Source organism: Hathewaya histolytica (genome assembly GCF_901482605.1).
GTDB classification, from domain to species: domain Bacteria; phylum Bacillota; class Clostridia; order Clostridiales; family Clostridiaceae; genus Hathewaya; species Hathewaya histolytica.
In genome coordinates, this window is record NZ_LR590481.1 from 1,761,488 (window position 1) to 1,782,796 (window position 21,309).

General features: G+C 29.1%; 20 protein-coding genes and 2 riboswitches. Of the genes, 3 read left to right on the forward strand and 17 right to left on the reverse strand.

Going from position 1 to position 21,309, the window contains the following annotated elements; all coding sequences use genetic code 11:
* Window positions 1-137: 137 nt before the first annotated feature.
* Window positions 138-1,181, reverse strand: a complete 1,044-nt coding sequence (locus FGL08_RS08590) for a YeiH family protein (protein WP_138210398.1) — start codon at window positions 1,179-1,181, stop codon at window positions 138-140.
* A 112-nt stretch (window positions 1,182-1,293) separates the two neighbouring features.
* Here FGL08_RS08590 and FGL08_RS08595 point away from each other — a divergent pair, with 112 nt between their 5' ends.
* Together FGL08_RS08595 and FGL08_RS08600 are read left to right on the forward strand one after the other, a co-directional pair.
* The gene (locus FGL08_RS08595) at window positions 1,294-2,184 is read left to right on the forward strand and encodes a LysR substrate-binding domain-containing protein (protein WP_138210399.1); all 891 of its coding nucleotides are present in this window, start codon (window positions 1,294-1,296) and stop codon (window positions 2,182-2,184) included.
* 129 nt (window positions 2,185-2,313) lie between these two features.
* Window positions 2,314-3,879: an FAD-dependent oxidoreductase gene (locus FGL08_RS08600; RefSeq protein WP_138210400.1), complete on the forward strand. Its 1,566-nt coding sequence runs from the start codon at window positions 2,314-2,316 to the stop codon at window positions 3,877-3,879.
* Between the two features lie 137 nt (window positions 3,880-4,016).
* On the opposite strand, the gene FGL08_RS08605 is transcribed toward FGL08_RS08600, so the two are convergent.
* The 6 genes from FGL08_RS08605 to FGL08_RS08630 all read right to left on the reverse strand — a co-directional run bounded on the left by FGL08_RS08605 (window position 4,017) and on the right by FGL08_RS08630 (window position 8,934).
* The gene (locus tag FGL08_RS08605) at window positions 4,017-4,784 is read right to left on the reverse strand and encodes an ABC transporter ATP-binding protein (protein WP_138210401.1); all 768 of its coding nucleotides are present in this window, start codon (window positions 4,782-4,784) and stop codon (window positions 4,017-4,019) included.
* Entirely contained in the window at window positions 4,784-5,872 is a 1,089-nt protein-coding gene (locus FGL08_RS08610; protein WP_138210402.1) for a FecCD family ABC transporter permease, read from the reverse strand. Before FGL08_RS08610 ends, FGL08_RS08605 begins: the two co-directional genes overlap by 1 nt.
* 2 nt (window positions 5,873-5,874) lie before the next feature.
* A complete protein-coding gene (locus FGL08_RS08615; RefSeq protein WP_138210403.1) occupies window positions 5,875-6,888 on the reverse strand; it encodes an ABC transporter substrate-binding protein in 1,014 nt (337 codons plus the stop codon).
* A gap of 35 nt (window positions 6,889-6,923) precedes the next feature.
* Entirely contained in the window at window positions 6,924-7,244 is a 321-nt protein-coding gene (locus FGL08_RS08620) for a CGGC domain-containing protein (RefSeq protein ID WP_138210404.1), read from the reverse strand.
* 117 nt (window positions 7,245-7,361) lie between these two features.
* Window positions 7,362-7,548: riboswitch (cobalamin riboswitch) on the reverse strand.
* A gap of 386 nt (window positions 7,549-7,934) precedes the next feature.
* Entirely contained in the window at window positions 7,935-8,417 is a 483-nt protein-coding gene (locus tag FGL08_RS08625) for a hypothetical protein (RefSeq protein ID WP_243117965.1), read from the reverse strand.
* Between the two features lie 19 nt (window positions 8,418-8,436).
* Window positions 8,437-8,934, reverse strand: a complete 498-nt coding sequence (locus FGL08_RS08630; protein ID WP_138210405.1) for a hypothetical protein — start codon at window positions 8,932-8,934, stop codon at window positions 8,437-8,439.
* Window positions 8,935-9,672: 738 nt separating this feature from the next.
* On the opposite strand from FGL08_RS08630, the gene cloSI reads away from it, so the two are divergent.
* Window positions 9,673-11,253, forward strand: a complete 1,581-nt coding sequence (gene cloSI, locus FGL08_RS08635; RefSeq protein ID WP_138210406.1) for a clostripain — start codon at window positions 9,673-9,675, stop codon at window positions 11,251-11,253.
* 137 nt (window positions 11,254-11,390) lie between these two features.
* Here cloSI and FGL08_RS08640 read toward each other — a convergent pair whose 3' ends face one another.
* The 10 genes from FGL08_RS08640 to FGL08_RS08685 all read right to left on the reverse strand — a co-directional run bounded on the left by FGL08_RS08640 (window position 11,391) and on the right by FGL08_RS08685 (window position 20,994).
* Window positions 11,391-12,242: a DMT family transporter gene (locus tag FGL08_RS08640; protein WP_243117966.1), complete on the reverse strand. Its 852-nt coding sequence runs from the start codon at window positions 12,240-12,242 to the stop codon at window positions 11,391-11,393.
* Window positions 12,229-13,548, reverse strand: a complete 1,320-nt coding sequence (locus FGL08_RS08645) for an opine metallophore biosynthesis dehydrogenase (protein WP_138210408.1) — start codon at window positions 13,546-13,548, stop codon at window positions 12,229-12,231. Before FGL08_RS08645 ends, FGL08_RS08640 begins: the two co-directional genes overlap by 14 nt.
* Window positions 13,545-14,324, reverse strand: a complete 780-nt coding sequence (locus FGL08_RS08650; protein WP_138210409.1) for a nicotianamine synthase family protein — start codon at window positions 14,322-14,324, stop codon at window positions 13,545-13,547. Before FGL08_RS08650 ends, FGL08_RS08645 begins: the two co-directional genes overlap by 4 nt.
* A 65-nt stretch (window positions 14,325-14,389) precedes the next feature.
* Window positions 14,390-15,148, reverse strand: a complete 759-nt coding sequence (locus tag FGL08_RS08655; RefSeq protein WP_138210410.1) for an ABC transporter ATP-binding protein — start codon at window positions 15,146-15,148, stop codon at window positions 14,390-14,392.
* Window positions 15,148-16,209: a FecCD family ABC transporter permease gene (locus FGL08_RS08660; protein ID WP_138210411.1), complete on the reverse strand. Its 1,062-nt coding sequence runs from the start codon at window positions 16,207-16,209 to the stop codon at window positions 15,148-15,150. The genes FGL08_RS08655 and FGL08_RS08660 overlap by 1 nt, the downstream gene beginning before the upstream one ends.
* Before the next feature lie 3 nt (window positions 16,210-16,212).
* Complete coding sequence (locus tag FGL08_RS08665) at window positions 16,213-17,349, reverse strand: ABC transporter substrate-binding protein (RefSeq protein ID WP_138210412.1); 1,137 nt, start codon at window positions 17,347-17,349, stop codon at window positions 16,213-16,215.
* A gap of 420 nt (window positions 17,350-17,769) precedes the next feature.
* Window positions 17,770-17,957: riboswitch (cobalamin riboswitch) on the reverse strand.
* Between the two features lie 76 nt (window positions 17,958-18,033).
* Window positions 18,034-18,558 (reverse strand): GNAT family N-acetyltransferase, encoded by a 525-nt coding sequence (locus FGL08_RS08670; RefSeq protein WP_138210413.1) that lies wholly within the window; start codon window positions 18,556-18,558, stop codon window positions 18,034-18,036.
* 136 nt (window positions 18,559-18,694) lie between these two features.
* Complete coding sequence (locus FGL08_RS08675) at window positions 18,695-19,480, reverse strand: pseudouridine synthase (protein WP_138210414.1); 786 nt, start codon at window positions 19,478-19,480, stop codon at window positions 18,695-18,697.
* A 205-nt stretch (window positions 19,481-19,685) separates the two neighbouring features.
* Window positions 19,686-20,078, reverse strand: coding sequence for a helix-turn-helix domain-containing protein (locus tag FGL08_RS08680; protein ID WP_138210415.1), 393 nt, complete (start codon window positions 20,076-20,078; stop codon window positions 19,686-19,688).
* A gap of 4 nt (window positions 20,079-20,082) precedes the next feature.
* On the reverse strand, window positions 20,083-20,994 hold the full coding sequence (locus tag FGL08_RS08685) for a CPBP family intramembrane glutamic endopeptidase (RefSeq protein WP_138210416.1): 912 nt from the start codon (window positions 20,992-20,994) through the stop codon (window positions 20,083-20,085).
* Window positions 20,995-21,309: the final 315 nt, after the last annotated feature.

Below are 21,309 nucleotides of genomic sequence, written 5' to 3' on the forward strand. Positions count from 1 at the left end.
AAAGTCTATAGTTCTTCAATTATTTTATGGGTATATTAAATAAGTATATATTAATAAAACAGGGATACCATAATTGGCATCCCTTTACATATTATACTATAAATTATGAATATTTTAAACATATATTATGAAACAAACTATATCTGACCTATAAACATCTGTACTAAAAATGCAGCTATAACAACTAAAGCTGATATGATAAATCCATGAACCATAGGAGCAAACCCTGATTTTGAAAGCTTTTTATAATTTGTTTGAAGTCCAATAGCTCCTAAGGCCATAACCATTAAAAACTTGCTTGTACTAGTTATATATTTACTGAAGGTATCTGGAATTACTCCAGCACTTTTAATACAAACTAATCCAATAAACATAATTATAAACCAAGGAAAAATCTTTTTAATATTAACCTTTCGCTTTTCATGATTTTTATGTTTTTCTTCTAAATAAAATTCTCGTTGATCATTTTTTCTCTTAAGCTTCTCATTAATATATGAAAATATAAGTACTACAGGAACAATAGATAAAGTACGTGTAAGCTTAACTATAACAGAAAATTTACCTGCAGCATCAGAAAAAGCATATCCAGCAGCAACTACAGATGAGGTATCATTTACAGCTGTTCCAGCCCATAATCCATATCCTAAATCTGTCATTCCAAAATACTTTCCCATTATAGGAAAGAGAATTACCATAACAATATCAAATATAAATGTAGCAGATATAGCATAAGCAATATCACTATCCTCTGCTTCTATAACTGGTGCAATAGCTGCAATGGCAGAACCCCCACAGATGCCTGTCCCTGCAGAAATAAGTGATGAAAGCTTCCAATCCATGTTAAAAAGTTTACCTAATATATATCCTCCAGCAAAAGCTGTTATAAGAGTAAATGTCATAACAATCAATGAAAACTTACCAACCTCTACTACTTGTGAAAAACTAAGAGATGCTCCCATAAGTATAATCGCAATTTTAAGAACCTTACTTGAAGTAAATTTCAATCCTTCATTAAGTATATTTTGTTTAGAAACTACTGGATTTAAAGCCATTCCTAAAAGTAGTGCAAAAACCCCAGCACTTATTAATTTGTATGGAATTAATCCACTTAAAAAATTTGATACAAGTGCAAGTATTACTGTAATAAATATCCCTACTAAATATTTTTTTATACATGACATAAAATTCAGCTCCTTAAATATATTACTTCTTGATTTTAGCACTGAGCTACTATAAAATCTAATTATAAATATTTATATATTAATAAATTAAATTTATAGAGGTGCTTATAAAATGCTAGATTTAAGAATAGAATCTTTCTTAGCTGTATGTAAAAATAAGAGTTATACCAAAGCCTCAGAAGAACTTTGTATAACTCAGCCTGCAGTAACTCAGCATATTCAATTTTTAGAAAAAAACTATGGTTGTAAGCTTCTAGAATATAAAAATAGAGAGTTGAAACTTACAAAGGCAGGAGAACTTTTTCACAAGTATGCATTAAGTGCAAAAGCTAATGAAAAATTAATTGCAGAAGAACTTAAAGAAACAAATAAAAAAATTAAGACACTAAAATTTGCAACTACATTGACTATTGGTGAATTCACCATATCCCCATTACTTGGAGACTTCATAAAAGAGTTTCCTGAATATGAAATAACAATGTATGTTAATAACACAAAAAAAGTGTTGGATATGCTAGAAAAGGGGGAAATTAGTTTTGCCATAGTTGAAGGGCTATTTAACAAAGCAAATTATGAAACTCAATTATATAAAAACGCTAATTTTATACTTACAGCACCTATAACTCATCCATTAGTATCAAAAAAAACTGTGTTATTATATGATCTTAAAGATGAAACAATAATAGTTCGTGAAAAAGGCTCAGGCTCTCGCGAAGTGCTTGAAAGAGGACTTTTTGATAAAAATCTAACCCTTGAAAACTTTAAAGATACAATAGAAATTGGAAATGTAAATGTTATAAAAGAAATGGTGAAAAGCGATCTAGGTATTAGCTTTATGTATGAAGATGCTGCAATGTCGGAAATAAATAATGGTAACATTGCTAAGATTGAAATATCCGATTTTATTATTCAAAGAGAGTTTAACTTTATACATCTAAAAAATCACATAACTGAAAAAGATATAGATAAATTCTTTTATTTTTTTATAAATCGTATTAGTTAGATTGATTACGTAAAAATTTAATTTTCTATATACATTAAAATTATGCCCTCTTCCCACCCATGATTATGAATACTTTTCCTTATAAAAGTAAACAATAGATCTGTAAGAATTTATATATGGAGGCAAAGTATGAATATAGATAATCAAATGAACTTTAAAAACTCGCCCCAATCTTATTGGATGGCATCTACAGATATAACAGACTACCCACCTTTAAATGAAGATATAAATGTAGATGTAGCTATAATTGGTGGGGGCATAGTAGGTGTATCATGTGCGTACATGTTACAGAAAGAAGGTTTAAAAGTAGCACTTCTTGAGTCCAATCATATAGCTCAAGCTACTACAGGGCATACAACAGCAAAAATCACATCCCAACATGATATTATTTATAGTAAAATTCAAAATCAAATAGGATTAGAGTTAACAAAACAATATGCTGAGGCTAATGAGTCTGCCATTAGTGAAATAAAGAAAATTGCAGATGAAAATAATATTAACTGTGATTATATTTCTCAATCTGCATTTATATACACATCAGAAGAAGACTACATTGAAAAAATTAGTCAAGAAGCTAAAATAGCATCAACCTTAGGTATTAAGGCATCTTACGTAGAAGAAACACCTCTTCCAATATCCATTAAGGGGGCAGTTCGTTTTGATAATCAAGCTCAGTTTCACCCACTTAAATACGTACTTGGTTTAACCAAAGTTATACATAATAATGGAGTTCTCATATTTGAAGAAAGTAGAGTAATTGATATTACAAAAGATAAGAACTATATACTTACAACTGAACAGGGGAAAAAAGTTACTTCCGAAAAAGTTATTATTGCATCTCATTACCCTTTTTATAATAAACATGGAATGTACTTTACTAGACTTTTTCCTGAGAGATCTTATGTGGTTGCAATTAAAGCAAAAGAGAAATATCCAGGTGGAATGTATATAAATGCTGAAGAACCTACACGTTCACTTAGAGCTCAAAGTTATGAAAATCATGAACTTATACTTGTAGGTGGCAATAGCCACAAAACTGGGCAATGTAAAGATACCCTAAAACAATATGAAGACTTAATAGATTTTGCAAATAGCACCTTTACTGTAGAAGATATACCCTTCCATTGGTCTACCCAGGATTGCATGACCTTAGATGGATTACCTTATGTGGGCCATTTCACTTCAGATACACCCAACTTGTATATTGCCACTGGTTTTGGAAAGTGGGGCATGACAAATAGTATAGCTTCTTCAATACTTCTTAGAGACTTGATTGTTAAAGGAGAAAGCCCATGGCAAGACGTATATAACCCATCACGTAAAAATATTATTGGATCTGCTAAAAACTTTATGACTGGAAATCTCAGTGTAGCAAAAAATCTTATAGATGGTAAACTTTCTACATTACCAGAACATATAGAGCTCAATAAAGGAGAAGGAAAAGTTTTAGAATTGGAAGGAAAAAGAGCTGGAGCATATAAGGATGAAGATGGCGTTCTGTATTTAGTAAACACCACATGTACACATATGGGATGCGAATTAAATTGGAATCCTGCTGAAAAATCCTGGGATTGCCCTTGTCACGGTTCAAGATTTTCATATAAAGGAGAAATAATAGAAGGACCAGCAGTAAGACCCTTGAAATTTACTAATGATGTTAACACCATTGAAAAACTATTCAAAGAAGACTTCTAAAATAACTAAGGGACAGCTATATGTCCCTTTAAAAGTTTTTAAATATATTTTCTATTGTACAATTAATAAGATTCACTTTAAATCTATTCATTAAGTATATTATGCTAATGCAAAATAAATCTTACTATTTTACATATTTATATACATGGTTTATACATAATATTTAAGATACCAGTTTCCCTATCCTCAGTAACTTTAGCATCCACTTCATATAAAGATTTTATTAACTCCTCTGTTAGTACTTGCTTTGGAGTTCCATAACTAAGTATTTTACCTGACTTCATAGCATAAATTTTATCACAATATAATGCGGCAATATTTAAATCATGAATAGCAGATATAACTGTAATTTCAAGTTTCTTTACTGTAGCCATAAACTGTAGTTGATATTTTATATCTAAATGATTTGTAGGTTCATCTAATATTAGACATTCAGTTTTTTGTGCCAATGCCCTTGCAAGAATTATTCTTTGCCTTTCTCCACCTGAAAGACTTGAAAAACTTCGGTTAACATACTCTTTCATGCCTACCTTTTCCAAGGATTCTTCCATAATCCTATAGTCCTCAGCATTATCTTTTTCTATAAACTTTTTATGTGGTGATCGTCCCATTAAAACCATATCAGCAACAGTAAAGTCAAAGTTATAATTATTATGTTGTGATACCACAGCCATTTTTTTCGCAGTTTCCTTAATAGAAAAATCCTTAATATTTTTATTATCTAATAATATAGCTCCCATAGAAGGTTTCAATGTCCTGTATATACATTTTAAAAGTGTACTTTTACCACTACCATTAGGTCCTATAATTCCTACAAATTCTTTTTTCTTTACATTGATATCTAGGCCTTTTAAAATATGACTTTCCCCTAAATATGCTTCTATGCTTAAAGTTTTTAACTCCATTAAGAATTACCTCCAAATCCATATGACTTACTTACCATTAAATATATAAAACTTGGAGCACCTATCATAGAAATTAATATACCTATTGGAAGTTCATTTCCTGGTATTATTATTCTAGATAAAACATCCGCCCAAACTAAAAATATAGCTCCTATCAGTGCTGATATTACAACAATTCTTTTATGATCCGTACCAAATATCATTCTTGCTAAATGGGGAATAATTAGTCCAACAAATCCAATCATACCGGATGAGTATACTATAAAGCCGATCATAATAGATGTAACTATAAGATAAAACTGTCTATATTTATGTAGATCCTTACCTAAAGTTATGGAAACCTCATCTCCAAGTAACATCAAGTTGAGAGTTCTATATTGCGTCATAAAAAATAATGTAGTTAATATTACAATTGGGAAAATTATTACTATAACCTCCCACTTTGCACCGGCAAGGCTTCCCATAAGCCAATACATTACTGTTTTACTAGCTTCTCTATCATTAGTAAAGTATATAACAAAACTTGAAAATGCTGAACATACAGTGCTTAATGCCATACCTGCTAGCAAAAGCTTTGTAGAGTTTGCTCTTCCCTTAACATTTGCAAGACTTAACACAAGTATTGATATTAAAAATGCTCCTATAAAAGCTGATATCCCTACATAATTACCACCCAAAAAAACACCTACTCCAAGTGCTACGGCAAGTGTAGCCCCTAAAGATGCCCCTGAAGAAACTCCCAGTATATAAGGATCCGCCAAAGGATTCTTTACAATAGCTTGCATGACAATTCCAGATACTGAAAGACCTATGCCTACAGCAACTGCAAGAATAATTCTTGGCAGTCTTACAAACCATACAATGTCGTGTACAGGACCCTTAGATAAAATATTCGCATCCCCAACGCCTAATATCTTATAGATTATTATACTATATACATCTTTTATAGAAATATCTACTGAACCCATAGTTACAGTTATTAAAATAGAAAAAATCAAAATGATCATAAGTGCAATGGAAACACCTACATAAGCAGGTGTTCCCTTAAGTAAACCATTTTGTTCTCTATGTTTACCAATTTTTTTCATCCTTATTTACTCCCATATAGCTCAGGATATAAGCCCTTTGAAATTGTTTTTATACCATCTAGTGTTCTAATACCACTAGCATAAACTTCACTTAGCATTATAGGGTGAACTCTCTTAGACTTTACTCCTGAAATACTTGAAAGTGCAGTATTATCCATAATACTTTTTAATGCAGAATCTCTATCGATTTCTTTGCCATAGTAAACAGTAAAAATAACGTCGGGATTAAGCTTTATTAACTCTTCATTTCCTATAGTTCCATTTGATTTCGCTACCAAGTCTGCTCCAACTTGTTTTGCTATATCTCCACCTATACTATCTTCTCCATAGATTCTGTATACGCCTTCCTTCTCCACTTCAAGGATTACTGCTTTTACAGCTTTTTTTCCTTTAACAAAGTTTTTAGATTTTTCAATTTCATCTTTCATTGTGTTAACCATCTTATTCGCTTTATCTTCCACATTAAAAATTTTACCTACGTTTAGAATATCATCGTACTCATTTTGTAGTGTATTTTGTTTAATAACACCACTATTTTGAGCCATATATGTATTTGTACCTCTCTCATGCCAAAAGCCTACATCACCAAGTTTTTTATCGCCAAATAAAGAATACCAGCTTAATATAAAGTCAGGTTGCAATCCGATTACTTCTTCCTTTGTTGGCACTTTTTCATAATATTTCACCTTACTAAAAGCATCCTTATATTCAACTTTAACATCATGATCTAATCCAGCTGCCCCAACAATTTTATCTTGTAATCCTAATGCTAATAATGTTTCTATTGAGTTTTGATAAACTGCAACAACCTTTTCCGGTGACTTTTGGAATGTAACTTTAACAGGCTTCTTAGCATAATCATATGTTGTAATTGTAACAGGATAATGTGACGATTGTTTATTACTATCCTCTACCTTTGTTTCTGTTTTAGGTTTAGTTGCTGTATCTTTACCACTACATCCAGTTACTCCTATTGCAATTAATGCTGCCAAAACTATACTTATCGTCTTTTTCATTTAAATTTCTCCCCTTTGTAAATTTACTAATATTCTTAGTGAGTACCTTCTATTACCTCTATATGATACTTTTCAAATATTGATTTTATTTCTTTGAGCCTTTCAACTTCACATTTAACAATACAAACACCTAAGTGAAGTTTTTGAACACCTTCTGATTCTAATTTTTTAGCTATATTGATTAAATTTTCATCAGATTTATTAGAACATGCTTCACAGGTAAAAAAAGATACAAGTTCTAACTGTTGATTTTTATACCTACTGAAGGTTTTATCTCTGTTATTGAAAGCTCTAAAGCATCCCATGGTTGTACATATTCCATTAATTCTTTCACATACACCAATAGCTATTTTCATATTTCACCTCTTGAAAACAAATTATCCCTATAAAATAATAATCCCTTAACACAAAGTTAAGGGTTCACATATCAAAAAAATTCTAAGACATTACACCCCCTATCGCTCGTAGAGTTGCTCTCAAATTAAAAACAGGCAGGTATTCTGGCTCAAGTATCAACATTCCTACAGCCTTCCCAGTTTCCCAGTGGCATAATTGCAGGAACTCTTCTATTACAGCGGCGGGACCGCGTGGGATTCTAACCCACTTCCCATTTAATTAATAGATATTAATATCTATTAAACCTATTCTCTATATATTCAATTTTACAAAATCATTTTAACATATAATAATCAGATTAATCAAATATTTTTCAACATTATATTACAAAAATTATTATATAAACTTATTTACTTGTATTTTTTATAAAATTATTATAGTGTAATTATAATTTTTATTTTCTTTATAAACCATAAAATGTATACATAAGATGTCACTAGCACAATAAAAAATTGGCATATAAAAATAAGCTATCCACAAAAGAAATAGATTAAGTTTTAATAGGCATTTTATTTTTATTCTTATCAAGATAAGTTTTTAAATCCTCAATCCTTGCAAATATTTTGTATGACTTTCTAGACAATCTTGTAAATGCAATAATGGCGTACTACGATTTTCTTCACTATAAAATTCTTTACATATATCCACACCTATCTCCCCTTCAAATTGGAATTTTGGAGTTTCATATCTTCCCATTCATTTTCACTTATCCTTGTTCCCTCAGGAACTTGTTCTAAGCACTGATTTTTCTCTTGATAAATATCAATATATTTATTTTCTGCTGATGCTAAGCGTTGCATATCTTTATAGTAATTATCAAACTTGAACGGAACCTTTTCTAATATTTTTATAACTATTTCTTTTCCACTTTGCACTGCAGCCATTAGCTGTAAATTTGTATGATTTTCATTCATCAACTTAGTTATATGTCCCTCAGCGCTGAACATCCTCTGGTATATACTGGATGTGCGTCCTACATATACACATCTCATTTCTTCATCTTTCACAAAAATACCGTAAATACCTCTAACTGGATTATTAACATCTTTAATTGCTTCATCAAGAGTAATTTTTTTATGTTCATCTAACCATGCTAAACTTTTATTTTTATTTATCATTTTTTCTCCTTTCATTTTGCCCTGCAAATAGAATTTATAAGTTAATTAATAAAATACATACCCCTACAAATAAGCATGGGAATATTCCTATTAATATTCCTATTACTCCATGAACAAAATGATACTTTTTTTGATGATATTCTTTATTCATATGTTCAGTGCCAGGTAATCTTATTGCCTTAATATTAGCAAATAAAATCCAATCCATAAAGAAACAATCCCAAATATTAATTATAACCCAAATAAAAAAGCTTCCTAAGAAACCCTCTAAAAAGGTTTTTACCTGGGCTAAACCCATTAGAATAACAAGTACTATAAGGCTAAGTAAAAGAAATATTCCTTTCTTAATTATAGCTGTTTTACTTAATGGTTCTGATGGTATTCTTTCATGAGTTTTAAAATATTCTTCTTGAATATCTTTTGGATAATCATGAATCCACCAAACTGGGTTTTTACATAAAGGAATGAATATAACCAAATTAAAAATCATTGTTATAAGTACAGTTTCTATTAATAATATCCCAAAATTCATACTTAACCTCCAACCCAAATGACTAATTTAGAAAGCACAGATTTGTTCATAATGACTTTAAAAACAATCATTTTATTTTATCCTTTATCCAGCCCTTATCAACCCAATACTGATTATCTAGCTATAATCAATGCCATATATATAAAGATTAAAGTAATCTTTTGTATCATCTAATAATGGAGTATCAGCTTTTATTAATTAATTGCTTTTTTAAAAAATTATTTGTAAGTTAGTATACTCTTCTACTAAATAGTTAAATTCAGCTTTTGATTTTTCCATCACTACCATAATTACGTAATCATTATATCATAGAATGCTTTTACCACGTAATATAAAAAGCAAGAGTCCTATATTAAATCCTTGAACCTAAAGACCTAATGTAGATTTTTAACAAAACAAATGATTGATCACTTAATATATCTAACAGTTCAGATAACTTCCTTTTTGAGATTGTAATATATAAGTAAATTCAAAGACCATAAAATATACCCCCCGATTGTAATGCTTGAATATTAATTATAATGAAATTATAGTTTAAATTAAAAAAATAATTTTTTTCTGAAGTTTAAGAAGGATTATCCTAAACATTATAGAATATATTAAATATAAAAATAATGTAAAACTTTAAATAATAACTCTTATAATGGTACATAATGTATTTATATGGATTAAATTTTAATTTATAGATGCTATAAAACTATAAATTAAATTTAAAATATACTTTTGGAGGTATGTATTATGTTAAGAAGAAAAGTATCAACACTATTAATGACAGCTTTGATAACTACTTCATTTTTAAATTCCAAACCCGTATATGCAAATCCAGTAACTAAATCCAAGGATAATAACTTAAAAGAAGTACAACAAGTTACAAGCAAGAGTAATAAAAACAAAAATCAAAAAGTAACTATTATGTACTATTGCGACGCAGATAATAACTTGGAAGGAAGTCTATTAAATGATATCGAGGAAATGAAAACAGGATATAAGGATAGTCCTAATTTAAATTTAATTGCTCTTGTAGACAGATCCCCAAGATATAGCAGTGACGAAAAAGTTTTAGGTGAAGATTTTAGTGATACACGTCTTTATAAGATTGAACACAATAAGGCAAATAGATTAGACGGTAAAAATGAATTTCCAGAAATAAGTACTACTAGTAAATATGAAGCTAACATGGGGGATCCTGAAGTTCTTAAAAAATTTATTGATTATTGTAAATCTAATTATGAGGCTGATAAATATGTGCTTATAATGGCTAATCATGGTGGTGGTGCAAGGGAAAAATCAAATCCAAGATTAAATAGAGCAATTTGCTGGGATGATAGTAACCTTGATAAAAATGGTGAAGCAGACTGCCTTTATATGGGTGAAATTTCAGATCATTTAACAGAAAAACAATCAGTTGATTTACTTGCCTTTGATGCATGCCTTATGGGAACTGCAGAAGTAGCGTATCAGTATAGACCAGGTAATGGAGGATTTTCTGCCGATACTTTAGTTGCTTCAAGCCCAGTAGTTTGGGGTCCTGGATTCAAATATGATAAGATTTTCGATAGGATAAAAGCTGGTGGAGGAACTAATAATGAGGATGATTTAACTTTAGGTGGTAAAGAACAAAACTTTGATCCTGCAACCATTACCAATGAGCAATTAGGTGCATTATTTGTAGAAGAGCAAAGAGACTCAACACATGCCAATGGTCGCTATGATCAACACTTAAGCTTTTATGATTTAAAGAAAGCTGAATCAGTAAAAAGAGCCATAGATAATTTAGCTGTTAATCTAAGTAATGAAAACAAAAAATCTGAAATTGAAAAATTAAGAGGAAGTGGAATTCATACAGATTTAATGCATTACTTCGATGAATATTCTGAAGGAGAATGGGTTGAATATCCTTATTTTGACGTGTATGATTTATGTGAAAAAATAAATAAAAGTGAAAATTTTAGTAGTAAAACTAAAGATTTAGCTTCAAATGCTATGAATAAATTAAATGAAATGATAGTTTATTCTTTTGGAGACCCTAGTAATAATTTTAAAGAAGGAAAAAATGGATTGAGTATATTCTTACCTAATGGAGATAAAAAATATTCAACTTATTATACATCAACCAAGATACCTCATTGGACTATGCAAAGTTGGTATAATTCAATAGATACAGTTAAATATGGATTGAATCCTTACGGAAAATTAAGTTGGTGTAAAGATGGACAAGATCCTGAAATAAATAAAGTTGGAAATTGGTTTGAACTTCTAGATTCTTGGTTTGATAAAACTAATGATGTAACTGGAGGAGTTAATCATTACCAATGGTAAAACTCAATATTACTATAATTGAATTGTAATTTATAAAATTTATATTCAACTAAAAACTTCTGCCTCAATCTAGAAAATTGCCTTTCTAAATTGAGGCAATATTTTAATAATTCATTCCTTTATTTCAACTATTCTTCTTATGAAACTGCTTTTTGTCTAGATAAAACAATAGATGCTCCAACAATTAGTATTCCTCCTATAATAGAATATACAGATAAAGCTTCTCCAAATAAAATAAATCCCCAAGCGGTATTAAAGAATATTCCTATATATCTTACAACTTCTACAATTACTGCATTAGCATTTCCGAAAGCACCTGTTAAGAATATTTGTGCTAATAAGGAAACGGCACCTAACAAGATTAACAGGATTAATTCTTTTGCTGTTGGTATTACAAAGTTATTTCTCATCAATACTCCAGCAACTATAGTAGATGCAGCTAAGAAATAAAACACTATTTCGTAATGATGATGTTTCTTAGACTTTGCTAATTTTCTTATGGTAATTGAAGCACTTGCCGATAAAACTGCACTTAACAATCCAAAGATGGCATAGAAAGAATAAGTAGAGTATCTAAATGGGTTTATGATAAGTGCGGCACCAAATAAAATAATAATGATAAACATCCAAGCATTTTTCGGTAATTTCTCCTTTAGAAAAATTGATGAAAATAGCATTACAAAAAGTCCAGATAAGTGAGCAAGTATTGCTGCATCTCCAAGCTTCATTGTAGAAATAGCAAAGAAGTAAGTTACCATATAAAGTCCTCCAAGCATACCTCTAAGCAATAATAATGGTTTTTGTTCTTTAGAAAACTTTATATTAGAAGTTTTCATTAAAATCAATATTAGCACCGTTCCAATTATACCCCTAAAAAACGCTATTTCATTAGATGGTATCCTGGCACTTACAGATTTCACCAAAACATTCATTATACTAAACGTGAGAGAAGATAGTATAGCTAATAAAACACCTTTATTTATTTTCATTAAATCGCTCCTCAACTATAATTTTTGCACTGTTTAAGATATTATCTTTAAATATGTTATCATTCATATTTTCTTTACCTTTATCATTAATAAATCTATTTAAATACATATCAAATACATCTATTAACTCTTTTGTATTTCTCATCTCTACATTTAACATTGATCCAATGCTATATAAAAGCTTAATCTTTCTATAGTCCTCAAAGGGCATCCTAGGTATATTCCATTTTCCAAAGTTATCTTTATAGACTTTAGGGTAAGAGACTTTTGAGAACTCAAAATATCTCCCCTCCTCATCAGGAATAGAAAAAGGATCTATTAATATTGAAGAATATCTAACATAAAGTAAATATTCTTGTTTTATTTGACTATACTTAGTAAAATTATCTATATCCTCTCTTGATATAGATTTCTCAAGCACAGGATAATTATCATCATTTAAAAATTTAAGAAGATTTATAGGTTTAATTTTCAAATGACTATATACATTAGATATTTCCTTCCATAGATAACACATAACTTCAATAGTTTTCATTGTTATTGGGCCTTCTGGATAAAGCTTGTACACATATTTATTGGTTTTATCATAGTCAAATATTTGATTTAAACTAATATCATTAATTAAAAAAGCTGGGTGGACGAAAACAGTTATGTTCTTACTTTCTACTTCTAGTGCTTCATCTAATACTTCATAAGTAACCCCAACTTCTTTAAAAAAACTTTCAAGAACTTCTATCTTATTGCTACCTTTTAGAGTTGAACCCATATATATTTTTTTCTTCAAAGCTTTTGTTGTTATTTCTAATAAAGATTCTGTAGATGTATACTTTGTAGCTCCAAAATAGTTTGATAAACTAATTATTTCAATATCTCTTCCATATATTTTTAAATAGTTAGAAATTAATATACTTGATCCAAACTCTGGTGATACTAAAATAATGGTTTTTAATCTTTCTAATTTTTTAAGGTTTAAACTTTTTAATACTTCTATATAACAATCACAAGGAACACACAATATCATGGTTTCCCAAATGTCTTTTATATCGGAATAGTCTACATATAAATTTTTTAGTTTATAACTTCCTTCCATCATAGATAATTCTTTTTTAGCTACATTTCCTTTTAATATGAAATTATTCTTTTTTAATTCTTCTACAAAGCATAAAGATTTGTTACTATCTCTAACAGCTACTCCAATTTCATCTGAAAATCCCTTGGATAAATTAATTATCATATTAATTGCAACTGGGCCAGAACCTATTATCAGTGTATTTTTTAAATTATTATTCATATTTTTATTCATCATAAAATTTTCTCCAAAACTACACTTTCATAAATATATTTATTATCTTTTATTATTGTTTTTTGACAGTTACTTATTTTCTTTATATCCAAGGGATAGTTAAATATGCTCTTTAATTTATTTCCATATCTTAAAATAATCTTTGTATCATCATCGATATTTTCTAATAAGTACTTTGCAATATCTAGTTTTGATTCAACTAAAGAAGCTATTATAATATGGCTAAAGCTCTTTAAATCAAAATTACGTATATCTTTTGATGAAAACGATATATTTTTAATACCATATTTATTAGATAACTTTTCTGATAAATCAAGTGCTTCATTATCAATATCTAAACAAACTACTTCAGAGTTAACTTCATTATTTATAGTAAATGCTGTTATTGGCATAGCACCAGAACCTATAAATAAAATTTTTGACTTCTTATTTATATCAAATTCTAATATTTCATTTTCTACTGCAAGTCTTAGGTCATCAGAATACTTAAATGAATCTAGGTTATCACTTAATATACTACGTGCCTGACATTTTTCAACACACCCTAATGCTGCTGCAGTAGCATATCTCAAATCTCTTATTAAAGTATCTTGATCTTTTTCTGATATATATTTATTCCATTTTAAGTTATTAGAACTATCTAATATAAATTCACATACATAATCAAGCTTATCTTTTAAAACTGTACAACATTCATTATGTTCATTACATAAGTTCATAATTTCATTAATATCTATGTTTATTAATTTTAAATCTAATAAAAATTTATGTTTTTCCATATCTCCCCTAACCTCTCAACCTTTTGTTCTTAGTATTTAATCGTTAATAAAATAATGTTTTATTACTAACTGCATTTAACTGGCGTTACGCTAAGATACCCCTTCTTAGTACAACAAACTTCTACTTCTACTTTATATACCTCTTTCAATAAAAATGGGTCCAATACTTCTTCTGCAAGTCCTTCTTTTGCTACATATCCTCCGTTAAGTAATATGATTTTATCACTATATCTTGTAGATAAAGCTAAATCATGAATTACCACAATAGTAATAGCATTATTTTCTTTAGTATATTCTCTTGCTAAATCTAGGACTTGCAATTGATGTCTTATATCTAATGCACTAGTTGGTTCATCTAATAGTAGTATTTTGGGTTTTGAAACTAAGGCCTGAGCCATAATAACAAGTTGCTTTTGTCCACCACTTAGACTTGAAAACTTATTACGACTTAAATGACTCAAATTTATTTTTTTCAATATCCTATTTGTTTCTTCTAATTTTTCCTTAGGAATTTTCCATCTTAAATCCTTCATATGTCCAAGCAATACCATTTCAAATACAGTTAAGTTAGAGTTACTACTACTCATTTGAGGAACATACGCAATTTTATCCATAGGAAGTTTTTCTTTTGGATTTTCATTCATATGTATAGTTCCTTCATAATTAATCATTTTTGATATAGCCTTTATAAATGTAGTCTTTCCTGTACCATTTGGCCCTATAATAGAAGTTACCTCGCCTTCGTGAAATGTAGCTGTTATATCTTTTAAAACTTCCTTATTTTTAAACTTAACTGAAACTTTGTCAGCCTTCATAAAACTCATTATTCTGCTCCTTTCGATAGTAATAAGAATAATAAGAATGGTACCCCAACAATGGATGTAACAATTCCTATTGGTATCATTGCACCTGGTTTTATCATTTTAGATATTATAGAAGCAACAACCATAATAAGAGCACCAAATATAGCAGAAATAGGCGATAAATATCTTTGATCTTCTCCAATTGACATCCTTGCAAAGTGTGGAGAGATTAGCCCTATAAATCCAATTGGACCTATAAAAGAAACCGCTCCAGTTGTTAGTAATGTTGCAATTAAAAATATCTTTAATTTTAGTTTGTCCACATTTATTCCAAGACTTCTTGCCCTTTCTTCTCCAGCAGATAATGCTGTTATTTGCCATATTACTGTTGTTGTTAATAAGAGACAAATGATAAAAATACTCATTGTAACAAAAACACCAATCCAACTGGATTTTAATAAACTTCCAAACATCCAAAATACAATTTGTTGAGATACTTCTGGTGCAGACATATATTGAACTAGAGATTGTAGTGCTTGAAATAAAAAGTGAATAACAATCCCTGTTAATATCATTGTTATAGATTTCATGCCTTTATTTTTACCTATGAAATAAATACATAAGCTAGATATAAATGAAAATAGAAATGCCATCAGTGGTATAGAAAGCCAACCTATATTTCCAATAGTAAAACCTGTTAAAATAGCAAGTGAAGCTCCAAAGCCTGCTGATGAAGATATGCCAAGTGTGTATGGACTTGCTAAAGGGTTGTTTAATATTGTTTGCATATGCGATCCTGCAAGTCCTAATGATGCTCCAACAAATACACAGGTAAAAGTCATTGGAAGTCTTATAGACCACATTACAGCTGAATTTACACTTGTATTCCCTGGTCCTTGTAACAATGTACTTATTACATCAGATAGTGGCATACCAGATGGTCCAACAACCAAATCTATAATACAAACCATGGCTAATACTACAGTTACTATAACAAATAAAAGAAGTCTTCTTCGGTTAATACTTTTGTATATATCTTCTCCCTTATTTAAATCCTCCAGCACTTCTTTTGGGGTTTGCATTACCTATTCCCCCTTTATCATAAAAGTACCCTCTGGTTTTACAGGTAAATACTTTTTATAGAACTCATTTAAGTTTGCTAGTGGATCTACATCTTTAAACTTTTCTGGGTGAATAGCTTTAGCAATGTATTGAAGATATACGTAATCATAAAGTGTTCTAAGTCCACTGTGATCAACACCATATACTTCTTTATTTTTAACTGCATTTAAGTTATCCCAACCTGGCCTTTTTAAATACATATTCATAGTTTCTAAGGATCTTTCTTTTTTTACATCAAAGCCCATTTCAAATCTTTTTTTACCCTCATCTTTAGAATTAGTTTGTCCAGAAAAAATTATAACCTCTGGGTTTGTAGAAATAACATATTCAGGATTTAATGGCCCGTACTCTTTAATTTTTTCTTTTGCTATGTTGTTACATCTTGCAGTTTTAAGTATGTTTCCCCACAGAGAACTTCCATAAGAGTTTCCATAAGTCTCTGGCCCTTGACTTGCAAGTTCAAAATAAACTGATTTAAATTTACTTTCTGGTATTTCTTTTACTCTATCTTCAACATCTTTTATTTGCTTTTTATAGTTTTCTATAAGTTCCTTTGCCCTTTCTTCTTTTCCTAAAAGCTTACCGAGTATTTCTGTGCTCTTTATATGTTTATCTAAAGTAAATGAATTGTAATCAACTACCGCTACAGGAATCCCAAGATTTTTAATTGTCTTAATACCATCTCCTAGCTTTTTAGCTTGATAAGGTGCAAGGATAACCAAATCTGGTTTTGCTTCGATTAACTTTTCCATACTAAAACTATCTAAATAAATGGATCCTGTGTCTATGCAATTTTCTAGATTTGGAGCTACTTTTGCATATTTTGACCACATTGCATTCATTAAGTCTTTTGTTTCTCCTTTTGACATTGCAACAATTCTATCTAATTTAAAATCTCCAGATATAGCAAAATAATTTTCTATGTAAAAACCTAAAAATATCTTTTCAGCTGGTTTCTTTAAAACAATTTTATCTCCATTAATATCTTCTACCTCAATACTCTTACTTGCTTCCGACTTTTTCTTATCATTGCCTTGTGAGCACCCCCCTAGGCTTACAATCACTAATATAGCTAATATAATGCTAAGTATTTTCTTCATAGTATACCTCCCAAATATCGTTCTTATAACAGATAATTTTTAATCCTATGACTTTTTAATTTAAATCTCTTCCCTACCCCCTTTTGCATTTTATGAATATTCCAAAATGCTTATTATTAAATGCAAATGCATATTATTTGCATTTAATAATATCATACGGCTTATTTTTTATCAAGAATATAATTTAAAAAATATACCATTTAATTATGCTTATCTCATATTTTGAAAATATATTACATATAAGATATTTTAATAATTTATTTTGTAAATTATTTAAGCTAATAACATAGATTATATTATTTACCATGCCAAAAAAATATTTTTCCCCATAAATAATAGCCCTTTAACAATTGTCAAAGGGCTATTTATTCAAAAAAATATTTTTCAAACATATATATACCCCCTATCGCTCGTAGAGTTATAAGTATATTAAAATAGGCAGGTCTCCTGGCTTAAGCATCAACATTCCTACAGCCTTCCCAGTTTCCCAGTGGCATAATTGTAGGAACTCATCTATTACAGTGGCGGGACCGCGTGGGATTCAAACCCACTTCCCTTTTAATTAATAGATATTAATATCTATTAAACCTAATTTTAACATATTCAATTTTATAAAATCATTTTAACATACTACAATCAAATTAAGCAAATAATTTTGAAAATTCCATCACAAAAGATTAATTATTATAATTCTAATACCATATGTATGTCATAGGGTTCTAATTCATACAATTCTTTATTTACTTCACTGGCTACTTTTGCACCCATATAAAAATAAAAACCTACTGTATTTTTAAAGGGTGTAGCCGATATGTACAGGCTTTTAGCACCTAACTCTTTTGCTCTTTTAGATAACAAATTAACTAAATTCTTTCCTATACCCTTTTTACGATAATTATTACTTATATATAACATATCAAGTTTAAGTTGGTCATTATTTCTGCCAATAAATTTGCTTTCTAAGGCTGCTAAACCTACAATTTTATTGTTATCAAATGCTCCATATATTATTCCATTCCTATCATATATATCTTCTAATCTAATAATATATTCATTAAGTTCTTTCAAATTCCAACTTTCAATATTATAAAATTCATTTACTATTTCAAGCTTATTATTCCTAAAATAATAAACCTCATTTACTACTTCTTTTCTATCAACTTGTCCCAATAATGAAAGTTCTGACCTTTTAAGTAATTTATACTCCAAAATGCTCAATCCCCCTTTTATTATCTACCACGTATTTTTAACAATACTCTAGCCCCATAAACTATAATTAATTGTTTAAACGTTCTATAAAGAAATACACCAAATTACCAAAAGTAGAATTTAACACAAAAATTTTTCATAAATTTCCTAGTAACTTTTGAACCTCTAATTCTGTCAATGACCTATACTGACCTTTTTCTAAGGATTCATCTAACATTAATCCCCCAATGGAAATCCTTTTTAAATATACAACATAACACCCTACTGCCTTTAACATACGTTTCACTTGATGCTTACGTCCCTCTGAAATAGTAAGATATCCAGAAACCACAGGCTGATTATATTGACCTGAATCTATATTATATAAATTCTCAATAGGCATTTTATAGTTGAGTTCTTTATACATTCCACTTTTATCAATTTTTATTTTTGCAGGTTTCGTTAGTATTTCACCTTTCGAAATGTAAACTCCTTGCTCCAATTCCTTCCTATCTTCCTCATCTAAGGAACCCAAAGCCCAAAAGAAATAGGTTTTTTCAACATGCTTTTCAGGATACATTAATTTATGTTCAAATTCACCATCATTAGTCAGTAGCAATAATCCTTCCGTATCTTTATCTAATCTTCCAACATGGAATACTCCATTCATGTTAGCATCATGAAAAAAATCAAATACGGTTTTATTAACTTTATCCTTCCTTGCAGTGATATAACCTGCAGGTTTGTTAAACATGTAATATACTTTTCCAGTATAATCAACAACTTTACCACTATACTCAATAACATCAGAATCTTCCTTAATTTCTATTGCAGGTTCTGTTATTACTTCTCCATTTACCTTAACTCTGCCTTCTTTAATATAGGTTCGAATGCTCTTTCTCCCTTCAGTGGATGATTCTGATAAAAATTTATCTAATCTCATATTTTATCTTTAGTTAGAGAGAGTCTTATAAGTAGAAACCCTTACTAAATCTTCCCCCTTTCATTTTATGCATTTTATATATTTTTAAGTTTATCATCTAATTTTATTCAATTCAATTTATAATTTTTAATTAAATTCTCTTCAGTAATTTCACAACATGTCCTATGAAACATTTTATAATAATATTTAAAAACTATATAAATATTTATACCGGAAAGCCATTAAGCACAAAGTACACAATCATTGAAATTAAATCAATAACAAGAATTATTACTATAGTTATTAGTACCATTTTCAATATTTTCTTTATAGAGATCTTAACTTTTTCTTGATCAATACTATCAATTATTGTTTTAAACCTATTCATTGCTAATAATCCTGTTTTTGTACTTTCTTTTGCTTTTACATCCATTACCAACTCATCTAGGGATATTTCAAAAAAGTGTCCTAAGGCTATTAATTTTTCTAATTCTGGTGTAGTTTCACCAAGTTCCCATTTGGAAATGGTCTGTCTTGAAACATTTAACTTTCCGCCTAATTCTTCTTGAGATAAACCCTTTTGTTTTCTCAAAGAATATAATTTATTATTAAACGTCATCTTTTCATCTCTCAACCTTTCTGCCTAATACTATAACAAACAAAATCAATACCATTGTGCAAATTAATCCAGCCTCAATTCCGTATTGACCTCCACTTAATAATTTCATATTCTCATTAACATTAAATTTAAATACAGATGATATACTGTTTGCACCACTTAAATTAATTCCAATTATAATAGCTAATGTAAAATTCCAAACACTATGAACAGCACACGATACCCATATATTATTATACTTTATCATCAACAAAGATACTAATGTCGAAAATAATAACAAATTAACTATTCCTATAATTCCAATCATTATATTAAACTGAAAAAGCGTAGAAAAATGTGGAAATGCAAATATAACTGAACTAATTAATATTGCTCTATTAGTAGAAACTTTATATAGAAGCGAATTCATCAAAAATCCTCTACACATAATTTCTTCCATGGCACCTTGAATAATAAAACATCCTAGATAACCCAAAATTAAAATCATATTTATATCATCATTTTTTCCGTAATATACAATACTCCCACTAGATACACATAAAATAAATATACTACCGAGCAGTATTGCTGCTATTCCTATTCCTAAAAAATATGACTTTACAACTTTCTTTTTTACTATCCCCATTCTCGCTAGGCTCATCTTTTCTACAAATCTACAATATAGTAATGTTATTGCTAAGTGAACCGAAAAACCATAACATTTAATTAACATCATAAAATCGTCGCTCGGCATCTCTCCATGTAAAAAGTCATAACCTGTTATATTTAACCCTAATATTACTATACACTCTGCAATAATACTAGATGATATATATACTAAAATAAAACCAAGTAATTTTTTAATTACATATGCTCCTTTAGAAATATCATCTACATCCTTCTTTAATGGATTAATCATCATTATCATTTTTTTCATAAACTCTGTCCCCCAATTAATTATTTATATTAAAATAAATATACTTTTTATATAACAAAGTTTACATTTTCTCTTTAATAATGACTACCAATTACTCTTAGCAATATGTCACCCAAACTTAACATTCTTGAATTCTTAGGCGTTAACAGTTATAGTACCCTAGTGTTTTAAGAGCCTATTTTAAACATTTAATGGCAATTCAAAATCTCGATTATAAAATAAAGACATACTAAAGCTTTATTTCTAAATCTATTGTATACCTTCAAATTAACAAACTTATCCTGAAATTTCCTATCCAACTTTAATAAAAAATTA